The 24,343-nt window shown below is 70.1% G+C and carries 22 protein-coding genes and 1 pseudogene; 18 read left to right on the forward strand and 5 right to left on the reverse strand.

The window, feature by feature from the left end; all coding sequences use genetic code 11:
• The first annotated feature begins 1 nt into the window (after position 1).
• Positions 2–1,159 (forward strand): preprotein translocase subunit SecY, encoded by a 1,158-nt coding sequence (locus AORI_RS52115; RefSeq protein ID WP_016332607.1) that lies wholly within the window; start codon positions 2–4, stop codon positions 1,157–1,159.
• Between the two features lie 5 nt (positions 1,160–1,164).
• On the opposite strand, the gene AORI_RS82410 is transcribed toward AORI_RS52115, so the two are convergent.
• Entirely contained in the window at positions 1,165–2,409 is a 1,245-nt protein-coding gene (locus AORI_RS82410) for an FG-GAP repeat domain-containing protein (protein ID WP_158509123.1), read from the reverse strand.
• Positions 2,410–2,594: 185 nt separating this feature from the next.
• On the opposite strand from AORI_RS82410, the gene AORI_RS52125 reads away from it, so the two are divergent.
• The 13 genes from AORI_RS52125 (at position 2,595) to AORI_RS52185 (ending at position 18,155) form a co-directional block, all read left to right on the forward strand.
• On the forward strand, positions 2,595–5,546 hold the full coding sequence (locus AORI_RS52125; protein WP_016332609.1) for an AfsR/SARP family transcriptional regulator: 2,952 nt from the start codon (positions 2,595–2,597) through the stop codon (positions 5,544–5,546).
• Positions 5,547–6,039: 493 nt separating this feature from the next.
• Positions 6,040–6,720 carry a M15 family metallopeptidase gene (locus AORI_RS52130; RefSeq protein WP_016332610.1) on the forward strand — a complete coding sequence of 227 codons (681 nt, stop codon included), beginning with the start codon at positions 6,040–6,042 and terminating at the stop codon, positions 6,718–6,720.
• A 6-nt stretch (positions 6,721–6,726) separates the two neighbouring features.
• On the forward strand, positions 6,727–8,052 hold the full coding sequence (locus tag AORI_RS52135) for an MATE family efflux transporter (protein WP_016332611.1): 1,326 nt from the start codon (positions 6,727–6,729) through the stop codon (positions 8,050–8,052).
• Between the two features lie 188 nt (positions 8,053–8,240).
• Positions 8,241–9,551 (forward strand): MFS transporter, encoded by a 1,311-nt coding sequence (locus AORI_RS52140; protein WP_016332612.1) that lies wholly within the window; start codon positions 8,241–8,243, stop codon positions 9,549–9,551.
• Between the two features lie 29 nt (positions 9,552–9,580).
• Entirely contained in the window at positions 9,581–10,504 is a 924-nt protein-coding gene (gene truB, locus AORI_RS52145) for a tRNA pseudouridine(55) synthase TruB (protein WP_016332613.1), read from the forward strand.
• 39 nt (positions 10,505–10,543) lie between these two features.
• Positions 10,544–11,506, forward strand: coding sequence for a bifunctional riboflavin kinase/FAD synthetase (locus AORI_RS52150; RefSeq protein ID WP_076153369.1), 963 nt, complete (start codon positions 10,544–10,546; stop codon positions 11,504–11,506).
• Positions 11,507–11,623: 117 nt separating this feature from the next.
• Entirely contained in the window at positions 11,624–12,106 is a 483-nt protein-coding gene (locus AORI_RS52155; RefSeq protein ID WP_016332615.1) for a helix-turn-helix domain-containing protein, read from the forward strand.
• The gene (gene thpR / locus AORI_RS52160; RefSeq protein WP_016332616.1) at positions 12,103–12,612 is read left to right on the forward strand and encodes an RNA 2',3'-cyclic phosphodiesterase; all 510 of its coding nucleotides are present in this window, start codon (positions 12,103–12,105) and stop codon (positions 12,610–12,612) included. Before AORI_RS52155 ends, thpR begins: the two co-directional genes overlap by 4 nt.
• A gap of 128 nt (positions 12,613–12,740) precedes the next feature.
• Complete coding sequence (gene rpsO / locus AORI_RS52165; protein WP_003084034.1) at positions 12,741–13,010, forward strand: 30S ribosomal protein S15; 270 nt, start codon at positions 12,741–12,743, stop codon at positions 13,008–13,010.
• Positions 13,011–13,245: 235 nt separating this feature from the next.
• Entirely contained in the window at positions 13,246–15,504 is a 2,259-nt protein-coding gene (locus tag AORI_RS52170; RefSeq protein ID WP_016332617.1) for a polyribonucleotide nucleotidyltransferase, read from the forward strand.
• A gap of 97 nt (positions 15,505–15,601) precedes the next feature.
• Complete coding sequence (locus tag AORI_RS52175; RefSeq protein ID WP_016332618.1) at positions 15,602–16,966, forward strand: M16 family metallopeptidase; 1,365 nt, start codon at positions 15,602–15,604, stop codon at positions 16,964–16,966.
• Entirely contained in the window at positions 16,963–17,709 is a 747-nt protein-coding gene (gene dapB / locus AORI_RS52180) for a 4-hydroxy-tetrahydrodipicolinate reductase (protein WP_016332619.1), read from the forward strand. The genes AORI_RS52175 and dapB overlap by 4 nt, the downstream gene beginning before the upstream one ends.
• Complete coding sequence (locus AORI_RS52185; RefSeq protein ID WP_016332620.1) at positions 17,706–18,155, forward strand: tetratricopeptide repeat protein; 450 nt, start codon at positions 17,706–17,708, stop codon at positions 18,153–18,155. Before dapB ends, AORI_RS52185 begins: the two co-directional genes overlap by 4 nt.
• Positions 18,156–18,404: 249 nt before the next feature.
• Here the strand turns inward: AORI_RS52185 and AORI_RS52190 are convergent, their stop codons facing one another.
• The gene (locus tag AORI_RS52190) at positions 18,405–18,926 is read right to left on the reverse strand and encodes a YqaA family protein (protein ID WP_016332621.1); all 522 of its coding nucleotides are present in this window, start codon (positions 18,924–18,926) and stop codon (positions 18,405–18,407) included.
• Between the two features lie 254 nt (positions 18,927–19,180).
• On the opposite strand from AORI_RS52190, the pseudogene AORI_RS84245 reads away from it, so the two are divergent.
• A pseudogene (locus AORI_RS84245) lies at positions 19,181–19,483 on the forward strand (GtrA family protein); the annotation flags it as partial.
• Between the two features lie 66 nt (positions 19,484–19,549).
• On the opposite strand, the gene AORI_RS82830 reads toward AORI_RS84245, so the two are convergent.
• Positions 19,550–20,110 carry a GNAT family N-acetyltransferase gene (locus tag AORI_RS82830; protein WP_081809658.1) on the reverse strand — a complete coding sequence of 187 codons (561 nt, stop codon included), beginning with the start codon at positions 20,108–20,110 and terminating at the stop codon, positions 19,550–19,552.
• Positions 20,111–20,169: 59 nt separating this feature from the next.
• Here AORI_RS82830 and AORI_RS52200 point away from each other — a divergent pair, with 59 nt between their 5' ends.
• The gene (locus tag AORI_RS52200) at positions 20,170–21,390 is read left to right on the forward strand and encodes a winged helix-turn-helix domain-containing protein (protein WP_043848681.1); all 1,221 of its coding nucleotides are present in this window, start codon (positions 20,170–20,172) and stop codon (positions 21,388–21,390) included.
• A gap of 211 nt (positions 21,391–21,601) precedes the next feature.
• Here the strand turns inward: AORI_RS52200 and AORI_RS52205 are convergent, their stop codons facing one another.
• Together AORI_RS52205 and AORI_RS52210 are read right to left on the reverse strand one after the other, a co-directional pair.
• The gene (locus AORI_RS52205) at positions 21,602–22,519 is read right to left on the reverse strand and encodes a DUF4097 family beta strand repeat-containing protein (protein ID WP_016332625.1); all 918 of its coding nucleotides are present in this window, start codon (positions 22,517–22,519) and stop codon (positions 21,602–21,604) included.
• 11 nt (positions 22,520–22,530) lie between these two features.
• Entirely contained in the window at positions 22,531–23,061 is a 531-nt protein-coding gene (locus AORI_RS52210; RefSeq protein WP_016332626.1) for a toxin-antitoxin system HicB family antitoxin, read from the reverse strand.
• A 133-nt stretch (positions 23,062–23,194) separates the two neighbouring features.
• Between AORI_RS52210 and thyX the strand changes: the two genes are divergently transcribed.
• Positions 23,195–23,947, forward strand: coding sequence for an FAD-dependent thymidylate synthase (thyX, locus tag AORI_RS52215; RefSeq protein ID WP_007029376.1), 753 nt, complete (start codon positions 23,195–23,197; stop codon positions 23,945–23,947).
• Positions 23,947–24,339 (forward strand): ACT domain-containing protein, encoded by a 393-nt coding sequence (locus AORI_RS52220; RefSeq protein WP_016332627.1) that lies wholly within the window; start codon positions 23,947–23,949, stop codon positions 24,337–24,339. The genes thyX and AORI_RS52220 overlap by 1 nt, the downstream gene beginning before the upstream one ends.
• Positions 24,340–24,343 lie beyond the last annotated feature (4 nt).

The following is a 24,343-nucleotide window of genomic DNA, read 5'->3' on the forward strand; positions in this document are numbered from 1 at the left end:
GATGAACGAACGAAACCCCCTCCGCCGCCGGATCCTGGTCACGCTGGGCGTGATCGTGCTGTTCCGGCTGGGCCAGAGCCTGCCCGCGCCCCAGACGGGCCGTCTGCCGCTGAGCGATCATTCGTGGCGGTGGATCCTCGACCTCCTCACCGGCGGTCGCCTGGCCACGGTGTTCGGGTTCGGTGTCCTTCCCTGCCTGGTCGCCCCGTTCGTCCTGCGAGCGCTGATCGTCCTGAGCCCGCGACTGGCGGCGCTCCGGGCGGAAGGTGAAGCCGGAGCCCGGGTGCTGGCGCGGTACCGGCGGCGGATCGTCGTCGTGCTCGGCCTGCTCGGTGCCGTCGGCTTGGTCGTGTTTCGAGGACAGGACGTCCTGGACGGAGCCGTCACGGTGGCGTGCCTGACCGCGGGCACCGCGGTGGTGCTGCGGCTGACCGAGCTGATCACCGAGCGGGGTTTCGGCCACGGGGTCCGGATCCTGCTGCTCGCACAGGTCCTGGCGGTGCTGCCGCCGGAGTTCCTGCGCCTGTACGAACGGAAGGGCTGGGCCGCCGTCGCGGTCACGACCGTGGTGACGCTGTCGGTCACCGTGATCACGATCGTCGTCGCGCAGGGGCAGCGCCGAGTCCCGGTGCAGTACGCCAAGCGGATGATCGGCAGGCGCGCTTTCGGCGGGACGCCGTCCTACATTCCTCTTCGCTTACCCCAAGCGAACAGCCCGGCCGTCCTCGCCGCGGTCCTGCTGTCGGTGCCGGTGCTCCTCTTCGGCCTGGAGGATGCCTGGTGGATCGCGGTCTACTTCGTCCTCGTCTGCCTCTTCGCCTTCGTCCGGGCGGCCGTGGCGCAGAACATGGACAAGGTGGCGGACGAACTGGTGCGGGCGGGCGGTTTCGTCCCCGGGATCCGGCCGGGGAACTGGACCGCCGAGTACCTCGACTACGTGAACCGCCGGATCATCGCCTTCGGGGCGTTCGGCTTGGGCGTGGTCGCGCTGATCCCGGTCGCCGGCCTGGCCTTGCTCGGCGTCACCCCGGCGACGCTGTTCGTCGCCGGGGTGACCCTGCAGGTGGTGCTCGTTTTCCTGGTCAGTGTCTCGCTCGACACCACGCGGCAGATCGAGTCGCTGCGCCGGCAACGACGCTACGAACCGTTCCTCCGCTGACCGTTTCAGAAGTGGGGGAGCCAGCCGCCGCCGAGGGCGTCGGCCGGACCGAACTTGTTGCCGCCCTTGCCGTTCCACAGGTAAAGGGTGCCCGTGTTCTTGTTGACGGCACCGATGTCGCTGTGGCCGTCCTTGTCGACATCACCGAGGGACATCAGGGTGGCGTGGTAGTTGCCCCAGCCGCTTCCGATGGCGTCGGCGGCGCCGAATTTGTTGCTTCCCTTGCCGTTCCAGATGTAGAGGGTGTTGCCGTCGCGCACCGCGGCCAGATCGGTCTTCCCGTCATTGTCGAAGTCGCCCGCGACGGGCGCGGTGAAGGGTTCCCAGCCGCCACCGACGGAGTCGGCGGGGGTGAAGTGGTTGCCGCCCTTGCCGTTCCAGATGTAGAGCGTGCCGTCCTTGACCGCGGAGAGGTCGCTGACGCCGTCGTTGTTGAAGTCACCCGCGACGGGGGCGCTGAAGGGTTCCCAGCCGCTTCCGACGGCGTCGGCGGCGCCGAACTTGTTGCCGCCCTTGCCGTTCCAGACGTAGAGCGTGCCGTTCTTGACGGCGGCGAGGTCGGTCTTGCCGTCCTTGTTGAAGTCACCGGCCGCAGGGCGGGTGAAGCCGTCCCAGCCACCACCCACGGGATCCGCGGTGCCGAAGTTGTTGTTGCCCTTGCCGTTCCAGATCGTCAGGGTGCCGGTTCCGGTGGCGTGGATGTCGCCCGCCCCGTTGCCGTCGAAGTCCCCGCCGTCGAGGGACTTCTCGATGACCTTGTCGTAGCGGATGCCGCGGTAGGTGGTCATCTCCGACCAGGAGTTGGTGTTGTGGTTGGTCTTCTGGCCGTAGGTGTTCTCCGAGTAGACCCAGGCGCCCGCCGAGTGGTCCTTGGGGTCGACCCACTTTTCGAACAGCTCGATGTGACCGTTCTTGAGCAGGGCGTCACCGGGCAGCAGATCGTGCAGGCTCGGCAGCCAGGACTTGTGCGAATAGGACTCGAAGTCGCCGGTGTTGAGGTCCCAGCCGTCGGACTTCTTGGGCAGGTGCCAGGCCATCGCGACGAGGCCGGAGCAGTCCGGGCGGTACTTCCCGCCGGTGCCGTCGGAGATCGCGTCCGCCTGGTCCTGGCTGTACCAGGTGTCACCCCGGTCGTACCAGTACTTGGCACGGGCGATGATCTCGGCGCGGGTGATCGCGCCGCCCACCGTGGACGCCGCGCTCGCCTCGTTCCGCGTGCCGAACGTGAGCAAGCCTGCGACGACTGTCACGAGGGCCATGAGGGCGGCGGCGAACCGGACCGCTCTGGGAGAACCGGAGCTGTTCATGACGACCTTTCCTGAGCATGATGTGGAGTGGACGACACAGAGGCTGCGGGAGGCCGCTGTAGCCCCGCTTCAACGCGGGCTACAGCGAGGCGGCGCGCTGGAGGTGGATCCGCTCTGGGGAGGGACGGATGAGGTTTTCTCTGCTCGGGCCGGTGGAGGTGGCGGGCCCGTCGGGGCCGATCGCGCTCCCGGGGGTCAAACCGCGCACGCTGCTCGCGGCGCTGCTGCTGGGCTACGGCCGGACGGTGCCCGCCGAACGGCTGATCGGCGTGGTCTGGGGCGAGGAGCCGCCCACGACCGCCCGCGCGGTGGTGCAGACGTATGTCGCGACGCTGCGCCGTGCGTTCGACGCGGCGGGGCTGCCGCAGGTCATCGTGTCCGATCGGAACGGCTACCGCGCCGACGTCGCCGAGGACGTCCTCGACGTGCGGATGTTCGAGCGGCTGGTGGAACGGGGACGGCAGGCCGCGCAGGGCGGTGACCACACCGGGGCGGCGGACCTCTTCCGCTCCGGCCTCGCCCTGTGGCGGGGCCCCGCGCTCGGCGGGATCGGGGAGTCGTTCCTGCGCGCCGAAGCGAGCCGGCTGGACGAGCTGCGGCTGACCGTCGTCGAGGAGCGCGTCGACGCGGATCTGGCGGCGGGACAAGGCCCGCGGCTGCTCGCGGAACTCACCGAACTGGTCGCCCTGCATCCCACGCGGGAACGGTTGCGCGGCGGCCTCATGGTCGCGTTGTACCGGTCCGGACGGCAGGCCGAAGCGCTGGACGTGTACGAACGCGGCCGGAAGGTGCTGGCCGACGAGCTGGGTATCGATCCCGGCCCGGAGCTGCGCCAGGTGCACGAGTCGATCCTGCGGTCCGACGCCGCCCTGCTCCCGGCCGTCACCTCCCGCACCCCGCGGCAGCTGCCGTCGCCGCCACCCGATTTCACCGGCCGCGCGCCCGAACTCGCGGAGCTGCGCGCGACCCTGGTGCGGCCCGGCGAGATGCCGGTCGCGGTCGTGTCCGGCGCGGGCGGCGTCGGCAAGTCCACTTTGGTGCACCGGATCGCGCACGAGATCGCCGAGCACTTCCCCGGCGGGCAGCTGCATCTCGAACTCCACGGTTCCACCGGCAGCCCCGCGACCGCCGAAGAAGTGCTCGGCCGCGTCCTGCGCGACTTCGACCCCGCGACGACGCCGCCCGGCTCGCTCGACGAACGCGTCGCCCGCTACCGGACGGTGCTCGCCGGCACCCGCACGCTCGTCGTGCTCGACGACGCCGCGAACGAGGCACAGGTCCGCCCGTTGCTGCCCGGCGGCCCGGGGTGCGCGGTGATCGTCACTTCCCGCAACCGGCTTCCCGCACTGGCGGGCGCGACCTTCTGCGAACTGGGAGTGCTGCCCGCCGACGCCGCGCTCGACCTGCTCACCCGCATCGTCGGGGCCGAGCGGGCGAGCACCGAGCCCGCTTCGGCCGCCGAGATCACCGAGCTGTGCGGGCAGTTGCCGCTCGCGATCCGCGTCGCCGGCGCGCGGCTGGTGTCCCGGCGGCAGTGGTCGCTGTCCCGGCTGGCGAACCGCCTGGCCCAGGAGCAGCGCCGCCTCGACGAGCTGGTGGTCGGCGACCAGGAGGTGCGGGCCAGCATCAACCTGAGCTACACGCTCCTGCCGAAGGCGGCGCGGACCGCGTTGCGACGGCTGGGATCGCTCGGTCTCGCGCATTTCCCCGCGTGGGTCGCCGCGGCGGCGCTGGAGTCCGATCCGGACGACGCGGAGCAGGTGCTCGAAGACCTCGTCGACGTGTCGCTGCTCGAAGTCGACGGCGTGGATCCCTTGGGGCTCATGCGTTACCGGCTGCACGACCTCGTCCGCCTGTTCGCGCTGGAACGTGCCGTCGAGGAGGAGTCCGCCGCGGACCGCGCCGCCACCGTCGAGCGGGTGCTCGGTGGCTGGATCTGGCTGGTGGAACGGATCAACGAGACCCTGCCGCCGGTCGTGCCGTCGATCCAGGGCATCTCCCGGCTGGGCCGTCCGGTCGGGGAGGAGATCGCTCGGCGGGTCGTGGCCAGGCCGTACGAATGGTTCCGCGCCGAGGAGGAGGCGATGACCACCGCCGTCGAGCTGGCGGCGGCACTGGACCTGGTCGACATCGCGGTCGGGCTCTCGTCGGCCTTGTGCGGCACCGCGTTCGGCGGGCACAACCGGGTGCTCGACGATTCGCTCGGCTCCTGGCGCCGCACCCACGACGCGGCGCTCACCGCCGCCCGCCGCACCGAGAACGCCTTGGGCGAGGCGACTTTGCTGGCGGGGCTCGGGCAGTTGTACTACGAGCACGACGACTTCCCCCGGTCCCGCGCGCATCTGAGCCAGGCGCTGTCGATGTTCCGCGCCGCCGGTGACGTCCGCGGCGAGGCCGCCACCCTCGCCGCGCTCGGCGCCGCCTGCCGTGAGCAGGGCTACCTGCCCGAGGCGGTGCATTTCCTGGACCGGGCCGGGCGGATGTGGTCCGGGCTGGACGATCCGGGGGCGATGGGCCACGTCCACCGGCTGGCCGGCACGGTGCGGCTGGAGCTGGGCGAATACCCGGGAGCGCTGACCGCGCTGACCGAGGCGCGGGCGTCGTTCGCGGCGGCCGGGTCCCGGCGCGGTGAAGGGCTGACCCTGCGCAGCCTTTCGCTGTATCACCGCGCCCGCGGCGAGTGGGCCGAGGCCGAAGAGTGCGCACGTGCCGCGCTCGCCGTGTTCGAGGGCACCGAGGACCGGATGCTGGCCGCGTATTCCGAACGCGCGCTGGCCAAGGCGCTGCTGCGGCGCGGGGATTCGGTCGCGGCGCGGCGGCTGGCGGAGAACGCGCTGGAGGTCTGCCGTGAACTCGGCGACGCCTTCGGCCACGCGTGCACCCTCCGCGTCGTCGGGGAGGTGCATCTCGCGGAAGGCCGGTTGTACCAAGCGAAGGACTGCCTGGAGGACTCGCTCCGGCGGTGGACCGACCTGCGCGCCGAACTGTTCCGGGCGCGGACCCTGCGCACGCTCGCGGAGGTCCACGACGCGCTCGGCGACGTGCGGGCGGGGGAGCGGATGACCGCGGAGGCGTGCTAGATCTTCCGGACCTACGGTGCCCGCGAGTATCGGGAACTCTCCGCTGTAACCGGGCGGGGTCGTGAGTGATTCGGGTCGTTCTAAAGTGGTGTGCCACTAGAGTCTGGACTGGCGATGCGGACAGGCCTGATCCCGAGTGTCCACAAGGGACATATCGCGTCGATCGGGCATCCGATTGATGCCTTTATGTCCGTTTCTGGACGAGGTCGTGAGTGCTAATGAGGGTTAGAACCACCCAAATCACTCACGACCCCTGCGCAAAGTGGCTAAATCGGGCAATTTGCCTCTGAATTTGTCCCTTGTGGACAGTCATGGGCGCGCCAGGTCTCTGTGGTGAGCATGCTCTCGCCACCAACTCCATCACGCCATGTTTGACTTGCCTCTCAGTAACCCTCTTTGCCACTCGCGACCCCTCCCAAAGTACCCAAATCGGGCGCCTTCGCTGTAACCGGGTTACAGCGTTCCTGAAGGACGCTCGTCGACAGTGGGACCCATGTCTTCGTTCGTGTCGTTGTCGGATCCCCGTATCGCCGCCGTGCCCGTCCGGGAGTGCGGGGAACCCCTGGTGGACCTGCGGGAAACCGGCGCCATCCGGATCGACCCCAGGCTCGCCGACGATCGGGGTGCCTTCGCGCACGTGCGGCTCAGCGTCGCCGACCGGCTCGTCGCGGCGCAATGCCAGCTCCCGCGCGGGCTCCGGTTGCTCGTCGTCGAGGGCTTCCGGCCGAGGGAGGTGCAGGAGCGGTACTTCGAGGACAGCATGGCCCGGATCGCGCGCGCCAACCCGGAATGGCCGTCCGGGCAGGTGGCCGCCGAAGCCGCCACCTACGTGTCACCGCCGGAAGTCGCGCCGCATGTCGCCGGGGGAGCGGTGGACCTCACGCTGTGCACCGTCGACGGCGTCGAACTGCCGATGGGGACCGACGTGAACGCGACGCCGCCGGAATACGGGACGGAATGCTTCACCGAGTCCGCGCTGATCGGTCCCGAAGCGCGTGCCAACCGGGAAACGCTCATCGACGCGATGACCGCGACCGGATTCGTCAACTACCCGAGCGAATGGTGGCACTGGTCCTACGGCGACCGGTACTGGGCGTTCGCCACCGGGGTGAAGCACGCCCGCTTCGGCCCGGCGGGTTTCCCGGCGACTGGGACTGTCGTACCAGACGTCTAGTCTGCGGTGGTGCCTGAAGCTTCCGAACCCGACGAGCGCGTCCCGCCGAAACGCGTCCTCGGCCTCGCCGTGCCCGCGCTCGGCGTCCTCGCCGCCGAACCGCTGTACGTCCTGGTGGACACGGCCGTCGTCGGACATCTCGGCGCGCTGCCGCTGGCGGGCCTCGCCGTCGGCGGTGTCGTGCTGTCGCAGGTTTCGAGCCAGCTGACGTTCCTGTCGTACGGCACCACGTCGCGGACGGCGCGGCTGCACGGCGCGGGCCGCCGTGGTGACGCCGTCCGCGAAGGCGTCCAGGCGACGTGGTTGGCGGTGATCGTCGGGCTGGTGGTGATCGTCGCCGGGCAGCTGCTGGCCGCTCCGATCGCCCGCGTGCTGTCCGGGGACGCCGCGATCACCGACGCCGCCGTCTCCTGGCTGCGGATCGCGCTGTTCGGCACGCCGTTCATCCTGATCACGATGGCGGGCAACGGCTGGATGCGCGGCGTGCAGGACTCCGCGAAACCGTTGCGCTATGTCCTGGCGGGCAACGGGATCTCGGCCGTGCTGTGCCCGGTGCTGGTGTACGGCGCGGACTGGGGGCTGGAAGGTTCGGCGATCGCGAACGTCGTCGCGCAGGTGATCTCGGCGTCGCTGTTCATCGCGGCCCTGGTGCGGGAGCGGGTCCCGCTGCGCCCGGAGCCGAAGGTGATGCGCGCCCAGCTCGGCCTCGGCCGGGATCTGGTGCTGCGCAGTCTCGCGTTCCAGGCCTGCTTCGTGTCCGCCGCCGCGGTCGCCGCGCGGACGTCGACCGAGGCCGTCGGCGCGCACCAGGTCGTGCTGCAGCTCTGGACGTTCCTCGCGCTGGTGCTGGACTCGCTCGCCATCGCCGCGCAGTCGCTCGTGGGCGCCGCGCTCGGCGCCGGGGCGAGCAAACGGGCACGCGGCGTGTCGAACCAGATCACCGTCTACGGCCTGGTGTTCGGCTGCTTCCTCGGCGTCGTGTTCGCGTCGGTGGCCGGCGTGCTGCCGCGAGTGTTCACTTCGGACGCGGCCGTCCTCGGCCAGATCCCGCACGCCTGGTGGTTCTTCGTCGCGCTGCAACCGATCGCCGGGGTGGTGTTCGCACTCGACGGCGTCCTGCTCGGCGCGGGCGACGCCGCCTTCCTGCGTAACGCGACCCTGCTGAGCGCGGCGGTGGGGTTCCTGCCGCTGATCTGGCTGTCGCTCGCCTTCGGCTGGGGGCTGGCCGGGATCTGGACCGGGCTCTCGCTGTTCATGCTGCTGCGGCTGGCGACCCTGCTGGTGCGGTGGCGCTCGGGCCGGTGGGCCGTGGAAGGCGCCGTCCGCGTTTAGTCCTCTGGATGCGGTCCTTGCGCGTGCGACTACCGCATTCAGAGGACGAAACGCGGTGGTGGCGGCCGGCGCTGTGGCGAAAAGCACCCGGGTAACGGCTATGTTTCACCGTTGCTTAGGAGCTACAACTATATGAGGCGGCAGCGCGGGCGTCTTCCCGTCCGAAACCGTCCCGAGGAGGAAACACCGTGACAGGCCGAGCCACCCGCCGGTCCTGGTTCATCTGGTTCGCCGCCGTCACCGTCTATCTCCTCGCCGTCTTCCACCGCACCTCGTTCGGCGTCGCCGGGCTCCAGGCCGCCGACCGGTTCGGGGTCGGCGCGGCCGCGCTCGGCACGTTCACCGTCCTGCAGGTCGGCGTCTACGCCGCGATGCAGATCCCCACCGGCGTCCTCGTCGACCGCTACGGCCCACGCCGGGTACTCACCGCCGCCGTGTTCTTCCTCGGCCTCGGCCAGATCCTGCTCGCGGTCGCCGATTCCTACCCGCTCGGCCTGGTCGCCCGCGCCGTCGTCGGCTTCGGTGACGCGCTGACGTTCGTGAGCATCATGCGGCTGATCGCCGCGCATTTCCCCGGCCGCCAGTACGCCCTGCTCGCCGCGCTGACCGGGGCCATCGGGTACGTCGGCAACCTCGCCGCGACGGTCCCGCTCGGCCTGCTGCTCGACGGTCCCGGCTGGACCCCGACGTTCCTCGCCGTCGGCCTGGTGACCGCGCTGTACGCCGCCGTCGTCGCCCTTCGCGTCAAGGACTCCCCGCCCGGCCGCCCGGCGCCCGTGCGCGAACGGGTGCACCCGAAGCTGCTGGGCCGCCAGGTCGCCGACGCGTGGCGCACCCCGGGCACCCGGCTGGGGTTCTGGGTCCACTTCAGCACGATGTTCGCGCCCAACGTGCTGACCATGCTCTGGGGTGTCCCGTTCCTCGTGCAGGGGCAGGGATACCCGAAGGCCACCGCGAGTTCGCTGCTGATCGTGTTCGTGTTCGGCTCGATGCTCGGCGGCCCCGTGATCGGCGGGCTGATCGGGCGGCGCCCGTCGCTGCGGATGCCGCTCGTCGGCGGGTACATCGGCGGCGCCGCGGTGATGTGGGTGATCCTGCTCGGCTGGGGCGGCACGATCCCGGTCGCGGTCCTGGTCCCCGTGTTCGCCTTCCTTTCCCTCGGCGGCCCGGCGTCGATGATCGGTTTCGCGCTGGCACGGGACTACAACCCGCTCGCGCGCGTCGGCACCGCGACCGGCGTGGTGAACGTCGGCGGATTCGTGGCCACGACGATCTCGGCCCTCGCGGTCGGCGTGCTGCTGGAGTGGACGGGCGGTACGTTCCGCCTGGCGCTGCTGTCGGTGATCGCGGTGCTCGCGTTCGGCACCTTCCGGATGCTCGTGTGGTGGCGGCGCACCCGCGCTCTGCTGTTCGAGGCGGAGGCTCGCGGCGAGGCGATCCCGGTGCAGATCCGGCGCCGCCGCTGGGACGCCGAAGCGCCGCTGCCCGTCTCGTCCTAGGCGAAGGCCCGAAAGATAGGGTTCGGCCCGTGTCGCGCCCCAATCAGGCTCCTGCCAAGAAACGTCCAGCCCCGCCGCCCGGTCTCGTCATCGTCGACAAACCGTCCGGGATGACTTCCCACGACGTCGTCGCCAGGGCGCGTCGTTTCATGGGCACCCGCAAGGTCGGGCACGCCGGCACCCTCGACCCGATGGCCACCGGTGTCCTCGTGCTCGGCATCGAACGCGCGACGAAACTCCTCGGCCACTTGGCCTTGGACCGCAAGACCTATCTCGCGACCCTCTCCTTGGGACTGTCCACCACGACCGACGACGCCGAGGGCGAGCCGATCGCCGAAGCCGCCCCGGATGTCGTCGAGAAGATCACCGACGAAGCGATCGCCGCCGGGATCGCCGCGCTGACCGGCGACATCCAGCAGGTGCCGAGCGCGGTCAGCGCGGTCAAGATCGACGGCAAACGCGCGTACGCCCGCGTCCGGGCGGGCGAAGAGGTCGTGATCCCGCCGCGTCCGGTCACCGTGCACCGTTTCGATCTGCTCGCCACCCGCCGCGAGGCGGGCCGGATCGAACTCGACGCGATAGTCGAATGTTCGTCGGGGACCTACGTCCGGGCGCTGGCCCGCGATCTCGGCGCCGGGCTCGGGGCCGGTGGACATCTGCTCGCGTTGCGGCGCACCACGGTCGGCCCGTTCACCCTCGCCAAGGCCCGCACCCTCGACCAGCTCGAAGACAAGCCGGAGCTGTCGCTGGACCTCGACGCCGCCGTCGCCGCCGCGTTCCCGCGCCGCGATCTGGACGCCCGCACGGCGCAGGCGGTCCGATATGGACAGAGGGTGCCCGCGGCCGGGATCAAGGGCACGTACGGGATGTTCGGGCCGGACGGTCGCGTGCTCGCCCTCGCGGCGGACGAAGGCGAACTGGCCCGGTCGGTCGTCGTGTTGCTGCCCGCCTAGGCTGGTGCGCGGAGCGGGCCTGAGGAGACGGGGCTAGAAGTGCAGCGTTGGCGTGGTTTGGGTGACCTCCCCGGGAGCTGGGGACGGTGCGTGGTGACGATCGGCGTCTTCGACGGCGTGCACCGCGGTCATCAGGAGCTGATCTCGAGGACGGTCCGCGCCGCCGCCGAACGCGGCGTGCCGAGCGTGGTGCTGACCTTCGACCCGCATCCGTCGGAGGTGATCCGGCCGGGCAGCCATCCCGCGCAGCTGACCACGTTGCGCCGCAAGGCGGAACTGGTCGAGGGCCTGGGGGCGGACGTCTTCTGCGTGCTGCCGTTCACCCTGGAGCTGTCGCGGCTGACGGCGCACGAGTTCGTGCACGAGGTGCTGGTGGACAAACTGCACGCGGCCGCGGTGATCGTGGGGGAGAACTTCACCTTCGGCGCGAAGGCGGCCGGTGACGTCGGCCTGCTCCGCACGCTGGGGAAGCGGTTCGGTTTCGTGGCGCAGGGCGCGGAACTGCAGGGCCTGCTCGCGCAGGAGCAGGCGGACAACGACATCACGTTCTCCTCGACCTACGTCCGTTCGTGCATCGACGCCGGGGACGTCGTGGCGGCGTCCGAGGCGCTCGGCAGGCCGCATCGGCTGGAGGGCATCGTCGTCCGGGGCGACGGCCGGGGGCACGACCTCGGCTACCCGACGGCGAACCTGTCGACGCCGCGTTTCGCCGCGGTGCCCGCCGATGGTGTCTACAGCGCCTGGTTCACCCGTTCGTCGGATTCCGGCAGCCGGCTGCGCGCCGCCGTGTCCGTCGGGACCAACCCGACCTTCTCCGGGCGGGAGCGCACCGTCGAGGCCTTCGTCCTCGACATCGACGAGGATTTCTACGGACAGCACGTCGCACTCGATTTCGTCGCCAAGCTGCGGGATCAGGTCCGTTTCCCGACGTCGGAGGGTCTGGTGAAACAGATCGACGAGGACGTCGCGCGGACCAGGGAACTGCTCGGCGAGCAGGACTGACCGGACCCGGCCACGGCCGGACGAGAATCGACAAACACGCCCGCCAGGGTGCGTTCCGGTGGCAAGATGTCACGGACCGCGCGCGTGGCGTTCGATGGGGTTAGGGGAGCGGACCAGGTGGAGGACCACAAGATCGTCCAGCGGAACATCGCGCTGCAGAAGGAGTGGTACGGGGAGCCGCTCGGCGATCGGGTGCGGAGACTGGTCGTCGCCTTCGACATCTCCCAGGCCTTCCTCGCCGAGGTGCTCGGCATCAGCGCGCCCATGCTCAGCCAGGTGATGAGCGGGCGTCGCGCGAAGATCGGGAACCCGGTCGTCCTGGCGAAGATGATCATGCTGGAGCGCAAGGTGCTCGTCCCCGCGGTCGCCGCGGGGGACCGCAAGGCCATGCAGGAGGCGCTGGAGGACGTCCGCGACTCGCGGCCGACGGTGGGCCGGGACAGCATCCCGGTCGGGGCCGTCGCCGACGACCAGGGTGTGCTCGCGGCGCTGCGGGACATCGGCGAGGACGAAGACCTCGCCGAGGCCGCGAAGCTGCTCGACGACGATTTCCCGTCGCTGGCGGATTTGCTGCGCCGGGCGGCCAAGAACGGTTCGTGACACTCTTCAGCGCGCTGATCCCGCCGGATCGCGTCCTCGATCAGGTCGCCGCCGCGCTGGGGACTCCCGGCGGCGAGGGTTTCCGCTGGTCGCCGCGGGAGGACTGGCACGTCACCCTCGGTTTCTACGGCGCGGACGACCCGGCCGGACGAGGCGACTGGCTCGCCGGACGGCTGGCGGGCGCGGGCCCGCTCGACCTCCGGCTGGAAAAGGCCGCGACATTCCCCGGGGTGCTGTGGTTGAGTGTGTCCGGAACCGGGCTCCACGAGCTGGCCCTGCGGGCCGGCGCGGAGAGTGAGGGCAGGCCGTACGTGGCCCACCTGACACTGGCCCGCTTCCCCCGCGACCGGCCGGACGCCGCGAGCGCGTGGGAGGAGCGGCTGGCCGGGTTCACCAGTGAGACTTGGACGGCGACCGAGGCCGTTCTGATGAGCAGTGACCGTGAGCAGGGCGTCTCGCGCTACCGGGTGATCCGGTCGTACGCGTTGAACCACGCCCGCGACTGAAGCCGCTGATCACGAGGCTGGTAACCTCGATGATTGGGTCCGGCTGCAGTCCGTGGCGGCCGTGACCGTCTCACCCGGCGTGAAGCATCGTCCGGGCCGCACGGCACAGAGTATCTAGGAGCACCACTGTGGCTTTGTCCACCGAAGAAAAGAAGTCGATCCTTGCCGAGTACGGCGTGCACGACTCGGACACCGGATCCCCGGAGGCCCAGGTCGCGCTGCTGACCAAGCGCATCGTCGGCCTCACCGAGCACCTCAAGGCTCACAAGCACGACCACCACTCCCGTCGCGGGCTTCTGCTGCTGGTCGGCCGCCGCCGCCGGCTGCTGAACTACGTGATGAAGGTGGACATCGAGCGTTACCGTGCGCTGATCCAGCGTCTCGGCCTGCGCCGATAGCTTGAACCCGAGGGGGAGTGACCACTGCGGTCGCTCCCCCTCGGTCCAAGTGCAGCAACACGCGGCGCGAGCGCGCACGAGGAACCGTCCGCCGGTCCTCGGTAGTGGCTTCCGGGCAACGGCCCGGGGGCTTCGATCGAAGACCGGCCTCACTCCTCGAGCGTCCGCAGGCGAAACAGGTCCCAGGGTGGGAGACTCGCGCCGTTACAGAGGATCAAAAGAGGAGATACACCTTATGACCGACTCCACCGGAGTCACCGTGCACGAAACCGAAGCCGTCATCGACAACGGCCGTTTCGGCACCCGCACCGTCCGCTTCGAGACCGGCCGCCTGGCCCGTCAGGCCGCCGGCGCCGTCGTCGCGTACCTCGACGAAGAGACCATGCTGCTCTCGGCGACCACCGCGTCGAAGCACCCGAAGGACCACTTCGACTTCTTCCCGCTGACCGTGGACGTCGAGGAGCGGATGTACGCCGCCGGACGCATCCCCGGCGCGTTCTTCCGTCGCGAGGGCCGCCCGTCGACCGACGCGATCCTGACCTGCCGCCTGATCGACCGGCCGCTGCGCCCGTCGTTCGCCGACGGTCTCCGCAACGAGATCCAGGTCGTCATCACCGTCCAGAGCCTCAACCCCGAGGACCCGTACGACGTCCTCGCGATCAACGCGGCCTCGGCCTCGACGCAGATCGCCGGCCTTCCGTTCTCGGGCCCGGTCGGCGGCGTCCGCGTCGCGCTGATCGACGGCCAGTGGGTCGCGTTCCCGACCTGGAAGCAGCTGGAAGAGGCCACTTTCAACATGGTGGTCGCCGGCCGCATCGTCGGTGACGACGTCGCCATCATGATGGTCGAGGCCGAGGGCACCGAGCAGACGCTCGACCTGATCGCCGCCGGTGGCAAGGCGCCGGACGAGATCGCCGTCGCCGAGGGCCTCGAGGCCGCGAAGCCGTTCATCAAGGTGCTGTGCGAGGCCCAGCAGCAGCTGGCCGAGCTGGCCGCCAAGCCGACCGGCGAGTTCCCGGTCTTCCTCGCCTACGAGCAGGACGCGTACGACGCCGTCGCCGCCATCGCGACCGACGACCTCGCGAACGCCCTGACCATCGCGGGCAAGCAGGACCGCGACAACGCGACCGACCAGGTCAAGGCCGCGGTGCTGGAGAAGATCGGCCTGGGCGAGGGCGAAGCCTTCCAGGGCCGTGAGAAGGAGATCGGCGCGGCGTTCAAGGCCCTGTCGAAGAAGATCATGCGCAAGCGCGTCCTCACGGACAAGATCCGCATGGACGGCCGTGGCCTGACCGACATCCGCTCGCTCGCCGCCGAGGTCGCCGTGATCCCGCGGGCGCACGGTTCCGCGCTGTTCGAGCGCGGTGAGACCCAGATCCTGGGCGTCACCACGCTGAACATGCTCCGCATGGAGCAGCAGATCGACTCGCTCTCCCCGGAGACCACGAAGCGGTACCTGCACCACTACAACTTCCCGCCGTTCTCCACCGGCGAGACCGGCCGTGTCGGTTCGCCGAAGCGGCGCGAGATCGGCCACGGCATGCTCGCCGAGCGCGCCCTGGTGCCGGTCCTGCCGAAGCGGGACGAGTTCCCGTACGCGATCCGCCAGGTCTCCGAGGCGCTGGGCTCCAACGGCTCCACCTCGATGGGCTCGGTCTGCGCCTCGACCATGGCGCTGCTGAACGCGGGTGTCCCGCTGAAGGCGCCGGTCGCCGGCATCGCCATGGGCCTCATCTCCGACGAGGTCGACGGCGAGACCCGCTACGTCGCGCTGACCGACATCCTGGGCGCCGAAGACGCCATGGGCGACATGGACTTCAAGGTCGCCGGCACCAAGGACATCATCACCGCGCTGCAGCTCGACACGAAGCTCGACGGCATCCCGTCGGAGGTCCTCGCGGCCGCGCTGAAGCAGGCGAAGGACGCTCGTCTCACCATCCTGGAGGTCATCGCCGAGGCGATCGACGGCCCGGACGAGATGAGCCCGTTCGCTCCGCGCGTCACCAGCGTGAAGATCCCGGTGGACAAGATCGGCGAGGTCATCGGCCCGAAGGGCAAGATGATCAACTCGATCACCGAGGAGACCGGCGCCGACATCTCCATCGAGGACGACGGCACGATCTACGTGGGCGCGGCCGACGGCCCGTCGGCGGAGGCGGCGATCGACAAGATCAACGCCATCGCCAACCCTCAGCTGCCCAAGGTCGGCGAGCGCTTCCTCGGCACCGTGGTGAAGACGGCCGCGTTCGGCGCGTTCGTCTCGCTGCTGCCGGGCAAGGACGGCCTGGTGCACATCTCGAAGCTGGGCAACGGCAAGCGGATCGCCAAGGTCGAGGACGTGGTCAACGTGGGCGACAAGCTCCGCGTCGAGATCGCCGACATCGACAACCGCGGCAAGATCAGCCTGATCGTGGTCAAGGAAGACGACGCTGCGGACGCCGCCGAGAAGCCCGCCGAGGGTGACAAGGCCGAGGCCCCGAAGGCCGACGCGTAGTAGTCCTGGCTAGACCGATGTGAAACGTCAGGAAAGGGTCGTTCAGGACATTTTTCGTCCTGAACGACCCTTTCCTGACATGTGAGTAAGGAATCCGTTGGCTCGTCAGGTTCCCGGGCACGAACAGCCCGTCGGCAGCACCCGCACGCTGGAGTCCACTTCGGACGGCGCGGTGGTCAAGCGCAGTGTGCTGGCCGGTGGCCTCCGGGTCATCACCGAACACGTTCCCGCGTCCCGTTCGGTGACGGTCGGGCTGTGGGTCGGCGTCGGATCGCGTGACGAGCCGTCGTCGGTCGAGGGCGCGGCCCACTACCTCGAACACCTGCTGTTCAAGGGCACCACGAACCGGGACGCCACCCAGATCGCCGAAGAGATCGACGCGGTCGGCGGGGAGTTCAACGCGTTCACCGCGAAGGAGCACACCTGCTACTACGCGCAGGTGCTCGACGAGGACCTGCCGCTCGCGATGGACCTCGTCACCGACGTCGTGTTCGAGGCGCTGTGCACGGACAAGGACGTCGAGACCGAGCGCAGTGTCGTGCTCGAAGAGATCTCGATGCGCGACGACGATCCCGAAGACCTGCTGCACGAGACTTTCGTCGGCGCGATCCTGGGCAATCACGCGCTCGGCCGTCCGGTGCTCGGCAGCGAGAAGTCCATCGTCGAGATGTCCGCTTCGGCGCTGCGCGGGTTCTACCGGCGCCGCTACACGCTGCCGCGGATGGTGCTCGCGGTCGCCGGGAACATCGAGCACGGCCAGGTGCTTCGCTTGGTGCGCAAGGCTTTGCGGAACCGGCTGACCGGAACGGCGACCCCCGTGCCGCCGCGGGGCGGGCGGGCGCGGATCGCGATGGCGCCGAAGCTCGCGCTGCACACCGACGACACCGAGCAGGCGCACGTGATGCTCGGCCTGCGTTCGCTGTCGCGGCACGACGACCGGCGGTTCGCGCAGTCGGTGCTCAACGCCGCGCTCGGCGGCGGGATGAGCTCGCGGCTGTTCCAGGAGGTGCGCGAGAAGCGCGGCCTGGCGTACCAGGTGTACTCGTCCGTCGCGAGCTACGCCGACGCCGGGCACATGGCCGTGTACGCGGGCTGCCAGCCGGAGAAGCTCGGCGAGGTCGCCGGCGTGATCCGCGAGGTGCTCGAACTCGTCGGCAAGGACGGGCTGAGCGAAGCCGAGGTCGCGCGGGCGAAGGGGCAGCTTCGGGGCGGGCTCGTGCTCGGCCTGGAAGACACCTCGTCGCGCATGTCGCGTATCGGCAAGAACGAACTGAACTACGGCCGCTATCTCGGCGTCGACGACACGGTGGCGCGGATCGACGCCGTCACCACCGAAGAGGTCTGTGCGCTCGCTCGCACTCTGCTCGCCCGCCCTGGTGGCGTGTCGGCGGCGGCGGTGGTCGGGCCGTACGCTCACGCCGACGACCTTCCGGACGATCTGCACGAGGTGATCGCATCATGACCGCTGGGATTCGCGTCGGCGTGCTGGGCGCACGCGGCCGGATGGGCCAGGAAGTGGTGAACGCCGTCAACGGCGCCGACGACATGGAGCTCGTCGCCGCGCTCGACGCCGGTGACGATTTCGCGGCGCTCAAGCAGGCACAGGTCGTCGTCGACTTCACCCATCCCGACGCGGTGATGGACAACCTGGAGTTCCTGACCGGCAACGGGATCCACGCCGTGGTCGGCACCACCGGGTTCAGCGGGGAGCGGCTGGAGAAGCTGCGCTCGTGGCTCGCGGCCGACCCGTCGCTCGGCGTGCTCATCGCGCCGAACTTCGCGCTCGGCGCGGTGCTGGCGATGCGGTTCGCGCAGCAGGCGGCGCGGTTCTACAACTCGGCCGAGGTCATCGAACTGCACCACAACCGCAAGGCCGACGCGCCTTCCGGTACCGCCGCGCATACCGCGCGGCTGATCGGCGAGGCCCGCGCGGAAGCCGGTCTCGCTCCCGGTGAAGACGCGACGACGTCCGAAGTGGACGGTGCCCGCGGCGCGCTCGTCGACGACGTCCGCGTGCATTCGGTCCGGCTCCCCGGGCTGGTGGCGCACGAGGAGATCCTGTTCGGTGGCGAGGGCGAGACCCTGACCATCCGGCACGACTCGCTGCACCGCACGTCGTTCATGCCGGGCGTGCTGCTCGGCGTGCGCTCGGTGCTCACGCGGCCCGGCCTCACGGTCGGTCTCGAGAACATCCTCGACCTGTGAGGGCCCGCAATTTCGCGCTGGTGATGACGGCGGCGCTCGCCGTCTACGTCGTCCTGCTGGCGGGCCGGGCCATCGCGTTGCTGCGCACCGGCGAGACGGTGCCGGTGATCTTCGGCATCGGGGTCCTGCTGCTGCCGATCCTCGGGATCTGGATCATCGTCACCACCTGGCGTTCCGGCGTCCAGATCCAGCGGCTCTCGCGGCGGCTGGACGAGGAAGGCGGCCTGCCCGACGTCTCCGATCTGCCGCGGCGGCCCTCGGGCCGGGTGGACCGCGACGCCGCGGACGCCTGGTTCGACGAACGCCGCGCCGAGGTCGAGGCGGATCAGGAGAACTGGCGCGTCTGGTACCGGCTGGCGTACGCATACGAGATCGCTGGGGACCGGAAACGGGCCCGCGCGACGATGCGGCGAGCCGTGGAACTCGAAGCCGCCTCCCGCACTTAGAGGACTGAATGCGGGGCCGTGGCCCCCTGAGACCGCCTGTACCGATCGGTGGCTTCGCGTGATCGGCCGGACGGCACGTGTGATCAGACGGACGACACGCTCACGGCGAAGCTTTCGCCGTGAGTCGTCCGCCCAGACACGCATGTCGTCCGTCGAATCACGTGTGTCGTCCATCCAGTCACGCAAGACCGCCAGTAGGTACTCAGGACACGGTTGGCTCTAACCCGAAACGCCACTCACGACCCAGGGTCAGTAGTGGAACCAGCCCGCGAACAGGGCGGGCGAGGCGGCCAGCAGGCTGAACCGCAGCCAGCGGCCCACGAAACCGGTGGCCAGAAAGGTCACCAGCGGCATCCGCACCAGGCCCGCGAGCACACTCGTGGCCATGTACGGCGGCAGCCCGACGACCGAACTCACGCCGTACGTGCCCGCCATCCAATGCGGATGCCGATGGCACCGCTCGCGCAGGGCGTCGAGCCGGGCGCGCATCTTCTTGGTACGCGCCCGCCACCGCTCCCGGCGCGGGGTCGGCGGCCGCTCGCGGTGCAGGCGGTCGTGCAGCGGTTTCGGCAGCTTGATGGTGCCCTTCGCGGCCAGGTAGTAGAGCGTCTTCCCGCCCACCTGACCCGCGGCGACGATGGCGCCGAGCAGCAGCCACGGCATCGACGGCTGGCTCGCGCACAGGCCGATGAGGAACATCTCGATGCTGACCACGGGGAGGATCGCCGAACCGAAGGCGACGCCGAACGACAGGAGCAACCAGCCCACCATCGTTGCCTCCCCGTTATCTTCGTTCTCTCCAAGTTATCAGTTGAAAACCTGGACGCACTGGGGCCAGCCCCCGTTCCCGGCCTCGGGGCCGCACCAGAAGATCACCTGTTCGTCGGCTCGCGGCCACCTGCCGCTGCCATGCTGGAGCCGTGGCCGACGTGCACGACGCGGTCCGCGGCAAGGGTTTCGCGGATCGCTTCGCCGACTTCTGCGCGGCCGTGGTGCGGCGCCTCCCCTTCGGGCTTTCCCGGCTGGTGGCGCCGAGTTTCCTCGGTTTCGCGCTCATCAACGGGTTCACCTTCGCGGTCGACCTGATCCTCCTGACCCTGCTCCGTGGCTGGCTCGGCCTGCCGGTGTGGCTGGCGATCACGCTCGCCTACGCGACGGCGTTCGGGCTGAGCTTCGTGCTGAACCGCAGCATGAACTTCCGCTCGCACGCGCCCGTCGGCAGGCAGGCGGTGCTGTACGTGATCGCGATCGTGATCAACTACGTGGCGTTCCTGCTCGGCGTCGGCGCGGGACTGGCCGCGCTGGGCGTCGACTACCGCCTGTCCCGGCTCATCGCCGGGGCGTGCGAAGGCGTGTTCATGTACTCGGTGATGCGCTGGGTCGTGTTCGCGAAGTCAGGGAGTGAGTTCGAGGTCGAGGCCGCCGGTGAGGCGGACTTCGCGCACGTTCGTGCTTCCGGTGTCGAGGATGCGGACGGTCCCGTCGGGCGACCAGCCCGCGCGGCGGAAGAAGCCCAGTGACGCGTGATCGGTCTGGGCGACCCAGCTGATCCCGCGGGTGGCGCCGTCCTCGCGCAGCCAGGCGGACGCGTTCGCCAACAGCCGTCCCGCGTGCCCTCGGCGTCCCCAGCGCGGCTCGACCAGCAGCGAGGCGATGAGCGCCGTCGTCGGCGCGTCGTCGGGCAGCGATCCGTCGGCCGTGGCGACCTCGCTCACCGGAGCGCGGCCGGCGACGCAGAAACCGACGGTGAACTCGCCTTCGGTGGCGAGGAAGACCCGCGTGCCCGGGTACTCGATCGTCTCGGTCCAGGTCTTTTCGAGTTCCTCGATGTCGAGCCCGGCGACAGCCGCTTCGCCGAGCAGCTCCGTGTAGGCGCTTCGCCAGGTGTCCCGCTGGATGCGGGCGATCTCGGGGGCGTCGGACACGACTGCTGGGCGGACTTCGGCGGCGGCCATGCTGCGCAGATTAGCCGGACCGCCGAAAACTGTCGGTGGTGGATGGCACCATTCCGACGATGAGCACTACGACCATCAGCGGGCCGGTCGCGCGCCGGATCGCCCTGGCCGCACAAGGGTTCGCCGACGCGCGTCCCGGTGGAGCGGTGACGAGGAGGCATCTGCAGCGCGTGCTGTCGCGGATCCAGCTGCTGCAACTGGATTCGGTGAACGTCGCGGTCCGCGCGCACTACATGCCGTTGTTCTCCCGGCTCGGCGCGTACGAGCCCACGCTGGTGGACGACGCGGCCTGGTCCCATTCCGCGCGCAAACCCCGGATGCTGGTCGAAACCTGGGCGCACGAGGCGAGCCTGCTTCCGGTGGCGGACTGGCCGTTGCTGCGCTCCGGGGCGAAACGCATGGGCTGGTGGACGAACTACGCGCGGGTGCTGGACCAGACGCCGCAGCTGGTGGACGACATCCTGACCGTGATCAAGGAACAGGGCCCGATCGGCGCGGGCGGCATCGAGCGTGCCCTGGTGGGCGAGTCGGGCGGGGCGAAGCCGGGCTCGTGGTGGGAGCGGTCGGAGGTCAAGAAGGCTTGCGAGTGGCTCTTCGGCATGGGGCAGCTGACCACCGGCACGCGCCGGTCGTTCGAGCGGCTGTACGACCTGACCGAACGCGTCGTCCCGCCGGAGATCCTGTCGCGGACCGTGAGCCCGGAGGAAGGCGCCCGCGAACTGATCACCCGCGCGGCGGTCGCGCTGGGCATCGGCACCGAACCGGATCTTCGGGACTACTACCGGCTGGGCCCGGACGTCAGCAAGCGTGCGGTGGCGGAGCTGGTCGAGGAGGGTGTGCTCGAACCGGTGACCGTGGACGGCTGGCCCGCCCCGGCGTACCGGCACGTCGCGGCCAAGGCACCGAGGTCGGTCACCGGCCGGGCCCTGCTGTCGCCGTTCGACCCGCTGATCTGGGAACGCGCCCGCACCGAGCGCATCTTCGACTTCTTCTACCGCATCGAGATCTACGTGCCCGAGCCGAAGCGGATCTACGGGTACTACGTGTTCCCGTTCCTGCTCGACGGCGAACTCGTCGGCCGGGTCGACCTCAAATGCGATCGTGCCGCCGGGGTGCTTCGCGTCCAGGGCGCCTTCGCCGAGCCTGGGGTCGATGTCGCCCGGGTCGCCAGCGAGCTGGCGGGCGAGCTGCGGCTGATGGCGGAATGGCAGGGGCTGGACGGTGTCGCGGTGGGGGAGCGGGGCGACCTCGCTCCGGTTCTTTCGCGCCTCGTGCGCTGAGCTTCGCGAACGCTATGAAAGGACCTTTCATAGCGTCGGCGCTTCTCGCGGGGAGGTCCGTGAAGGCCTCCTTCCCTACCTTGAGAGTAGGGAAGGAGGCCTTCGCTACTTCTCCGCCGATCCGCGCACCTGAAATGAGCAAGGGACCTTTGCTCCCACCCCCGTGGAAAAGTGCGAGCAAAGGTCCCTCGATCCCCCTGCGGTCCGCGGCTCAGCCGGCCGCGCTGGTCACCACCGCGTCACCGGTGCCGGTGCGCGCCCGCACCTTCAGCGAGACCTCCGAGGGCGCGCTGTCCGCGACCTCCAGTTCGCTCGACACCGAACCGGTCGTCGACGAGAGGTCGATCTCGGCCTGGACACCACCGCGGATGGCGACCCGGACCTCACCCGATCCGGTGGTCAGCTCCAGCGTCCCGGAGGCGGCGTCCGCCACCGAGAGGGAGCCGCTGCCGGTGCGCGCCAGGACCTCGCCCGCGACCTCGCCGAGCCAGACGTCACCCGTGCCGGTCGCGACCGTGGCCGAACCGTTCACCGAGGCCGCCTCGACCGAACCGCTGCCGGTGCGCAGTTGCAGGCCCGACAGGGTCGGCCCGAGTTTGATGTCGCCGGTGCCGGTGCGGACGATCGCCGAACCGTCGGCCCGCTCCAGGCCGACCTTGCCGGCGCCGGTCATGATGTCGGCCCGGCCCGCGATACCGGTCACCGTGACGTCGGCCGCCCCGGCCCGCACCTCCAGATGCGAACCGGCGGGCGCCCGGACGGTCACGGCGAGCGGGACGTTCTTCAGCTGCCAGGCCTTCGGCGCCTGGACGACCAGCCGGTTGCCGACCTTCTCGATCCGCGTCTGCGCCACGGCGTCACCCACGGAGCCCGCCGAGCCCACCGGTGAGCCGCCGAGCTGGTCGCCGAAACGTTCCCCGACCCAGCTGAGCAGGCTCGTCATCCCGTCCACCCACGGCTGCTGTTCGCCGCCGTCCCGGCGGACCTCGGTGTGGACCCCGTTCTCGTCGGTCAGTTCGATGGTCACCCGGCCGATGGCCACGCTCACGTCGACCTCGATCGGGCCTTCGGCCTCGAAGTCCTCGACGCGCACGGTCTCTTCACCGGCGGGAGTGCTTTCCTCGGTCATGTCCGTCCCCCTCAGCCCTGGACCCAGCCGTGCAGGTGCGAACCGGCACCGCCGCCCGGCTTCTGCTTGTGCTGCCAGTGCTCGCTCCCGCTCTTGCCCAGCGCGCCCTGGACGGCCTGCGAGACGAACGTGTTCAGCGAAACCCCCTGCGAGGCGGCCGCGGCTTCGGCCTGGCCCTTGACCTGCTCGAACAGGCGCAGCGTGATGCGGGTGATGTCGCCCGTGTCCACCTTGGGCGGGCGCGGGGTCTCCCGCGGCGCCTCGGAGCGGGGCGCGGACCGCTCGGCGCCCTCCGCGGAGCCGGAGCCGGTGACGACGACGCGCACGTCGCGGCCGTCGAGCCGGACGTCGACGACGTGCCCCGGCAGCGCCGAAGTCACTTCGGCGGCGAGGTCGGCGAGGGCGTTCATGATGGTCAGCCGGGCGGCGGGCTCCAGCGCCGACGACAGCAGCGCGGCAGCGCGCCGCGTCTGCTCGTCGCCGGCCGAAGCCGTGTTCGCGAGGTCCTCGCGAAGGCTTGTGATGTACGGCGTCAGATCCATGACACCACTATGACGTCACCTGTGGTGTCAGTCAAGGAGGCCATGACGTCACCGTGATGTCGCCCCGGCGTCAAAGTCGCTTGCGGTTACGCTGCCCGGAGTCGTGGAGCAGGGGTCGAAAAGGAGTGCGAACGTGGCCGAGACCGTGTCACCCAAGGTTCAACTGATCGCGAAGACGGAGTTCTTCCCGCCGTCCGACGTACCGTGGTCGACCGATGCCGACGGTGGTGAGGCGCTGGCCGAATTCGCGGGCCGGGCCTGCTACCAGTCCTGGAAGAAGCCGAACCCGAAGACGGCCACCAACGCCGGCTACCTCGAGCACATCATCGACGTCGGCCACCTTTCGGTGCTGGAGCACGGCTCCGTCAGCTTCTACATCACCGGCATCTCCCGGTCGCTGACGCACGAGCTGATCCGCCACCGCCACTTCTCCTACTCGCAGCTTTCGCAGCGCTACGTGCCGGAGCGCGACGCCGCGTTCGTCGAGCCCGACGTCATCGCGCAGGACCCGGAGCTGCACGCCAAGTTCCTCGCCGCCTCGCAAGCCGCCGTGGACGCCTACACCGAACTGCTCGCCGGGCTGGAGGAGAAGTTCGCCGACGTGCCGAGCGCCACCCTGCGCCGCAAGCAGGCCCGCCAGGCCGCCCGCGCCGTGCTGCCGAACGCGACCGAGACCCGCATCGTGGTCACCGGCAACTACCGCGCCTGGCGGCACTTCATCGCGATGCGCGCCACCGAGCACGCCGACGTCGAGATCCGCGCCCTGGCCATCGAGTGCCTGCGCGAGCTGCAGAAGGCCTCAAGCAACGTCTTCGCGGACTTCACCATCTCCGCGCTGCCCGACGGCACCGAGGTCGCGTCCAGCCCGAAGGTTCTCGAGGGCTGATGCGACGCCTCGCGATCGACGTCCGGCCCGGCGAGTACGCGGTCGCCCGCCTCGCCCCGGACGCGCCGGTTCCGGCGAATCTGCTCGACCCCGGCGAGCCCGTGCTGATCTCCCTCACGCGGACGCCGGAGGAGCTGTCGGTGATCTGCCCGGCCGGTCTCGCGCCGGCCGGGGCCACCGTCGAGGACGGCTGGCGGCTGCTGTCGGTCCGCGGACCGCTCGCGTTCACGCTGACCGGCATCATCGCGGCGTTGTCGAGCGAGCTCGCCGCCGCCGGCGTGGCGCTGTTCTCGATGTCCACGTTCGACACCGACCACGTGCTGGTCCGTGCCGCCGAACTGGAGCGCGCGGTGAAGGCGCTCCGGGAGGCCGGGCACGAGGTCACGGTCTGATTCA

The organism is Amycolatopsis keratiniphila, from assembly GCF_000400635.2.
Lineage (GTDB): Bacteria > Actinomycetota > Actinomycetes > Mycobacteriales > Pseudonocardiaceae > Amycolatopsis > Amycolatopsis keratiniphila.

Excerpts from the sequence above, each read along its gene's own strand:
- AORI_RS52115 (WP_016332607.1), top strand. The coding sequence starts at position 2 with ATGAACGAACGAAACCCCCTCCGCCGCCGGATCCTGGTCACGCTGGGC.
- AORI_RS52125 (WP_016332609.1), top strand. The coding sequence starts at position 2,595 with ATGAGGTTTTCTCTGCTCGGGCCGGTGGAGGTGGCGGGCCCGTCGGGG.
- AORI_RS52130 (WP_016332610.1), top strand. The coding sequence starts at position 6,040 with ATGTCTTCGTTCGTGTCGTTGTCGGATCCCCGTATCGCCGCCGTGCCC.
- AORI_RS52170 (WP_016332617.1), top strand. The coding sequence starts at position 13,246 with ATGACCGACTCCACCGGAGTCACCGTGCACGAAACCGAAGCCGTCATC.
- dapB (WP_016332619.1), top strand. The coding sequence starts at position 16,963 with ATGACCGCTGGGATTCGCGTCGGCGTGCTGGGCGCACGCGGCCGGATG.
- AORI_RS52190 (WP_016332621.1), bottom strand. The coding sequence starts at position 18,926 with ATGGTGGGCTGGTTGCTCCTGTCGTTCGGCGTCGCCTTCGGTTCGGCG.
- AORI_RS82830 (WP_081809658.1), bottom strand. The coding sequence starts at position 20,110 with ATGGCCGCCGCCGAAGTCCGCCCAGCAGTCGTGTCCGACGCCCCCGAG.
- AORI_RS52200 (WP_043848681.1), top strand. The coding sequence starts at position 20,170 with ATGAGCACTACGACCATCAGCGGGCCGGTCGCGCGCCGGATCGCCCTG.
- AORI_RS52205 (WP_016332625.1), bottom strand. The coding sequence starts at position 22,519 with ATGACCGAGGAAAGCACTCCCGCCGGTGAAGAGACCGTGCGCGTCGAG.
- AORI_RS52210 (WP_016332626.1), bottom strand. The coding sequence starts at position 23,061 with ATGGATCTGACGCCGTACATCACAAGCCTTCGCGAGGACCTCGCGAAC.
- AORI_RS52220 (WP_016332627.1), top strand. The coding sequence starts at position 23,947 with ATGCGACGCCTCGCGATCGACGTCCGGCCCGGCGAGTACGCGGTCGCC.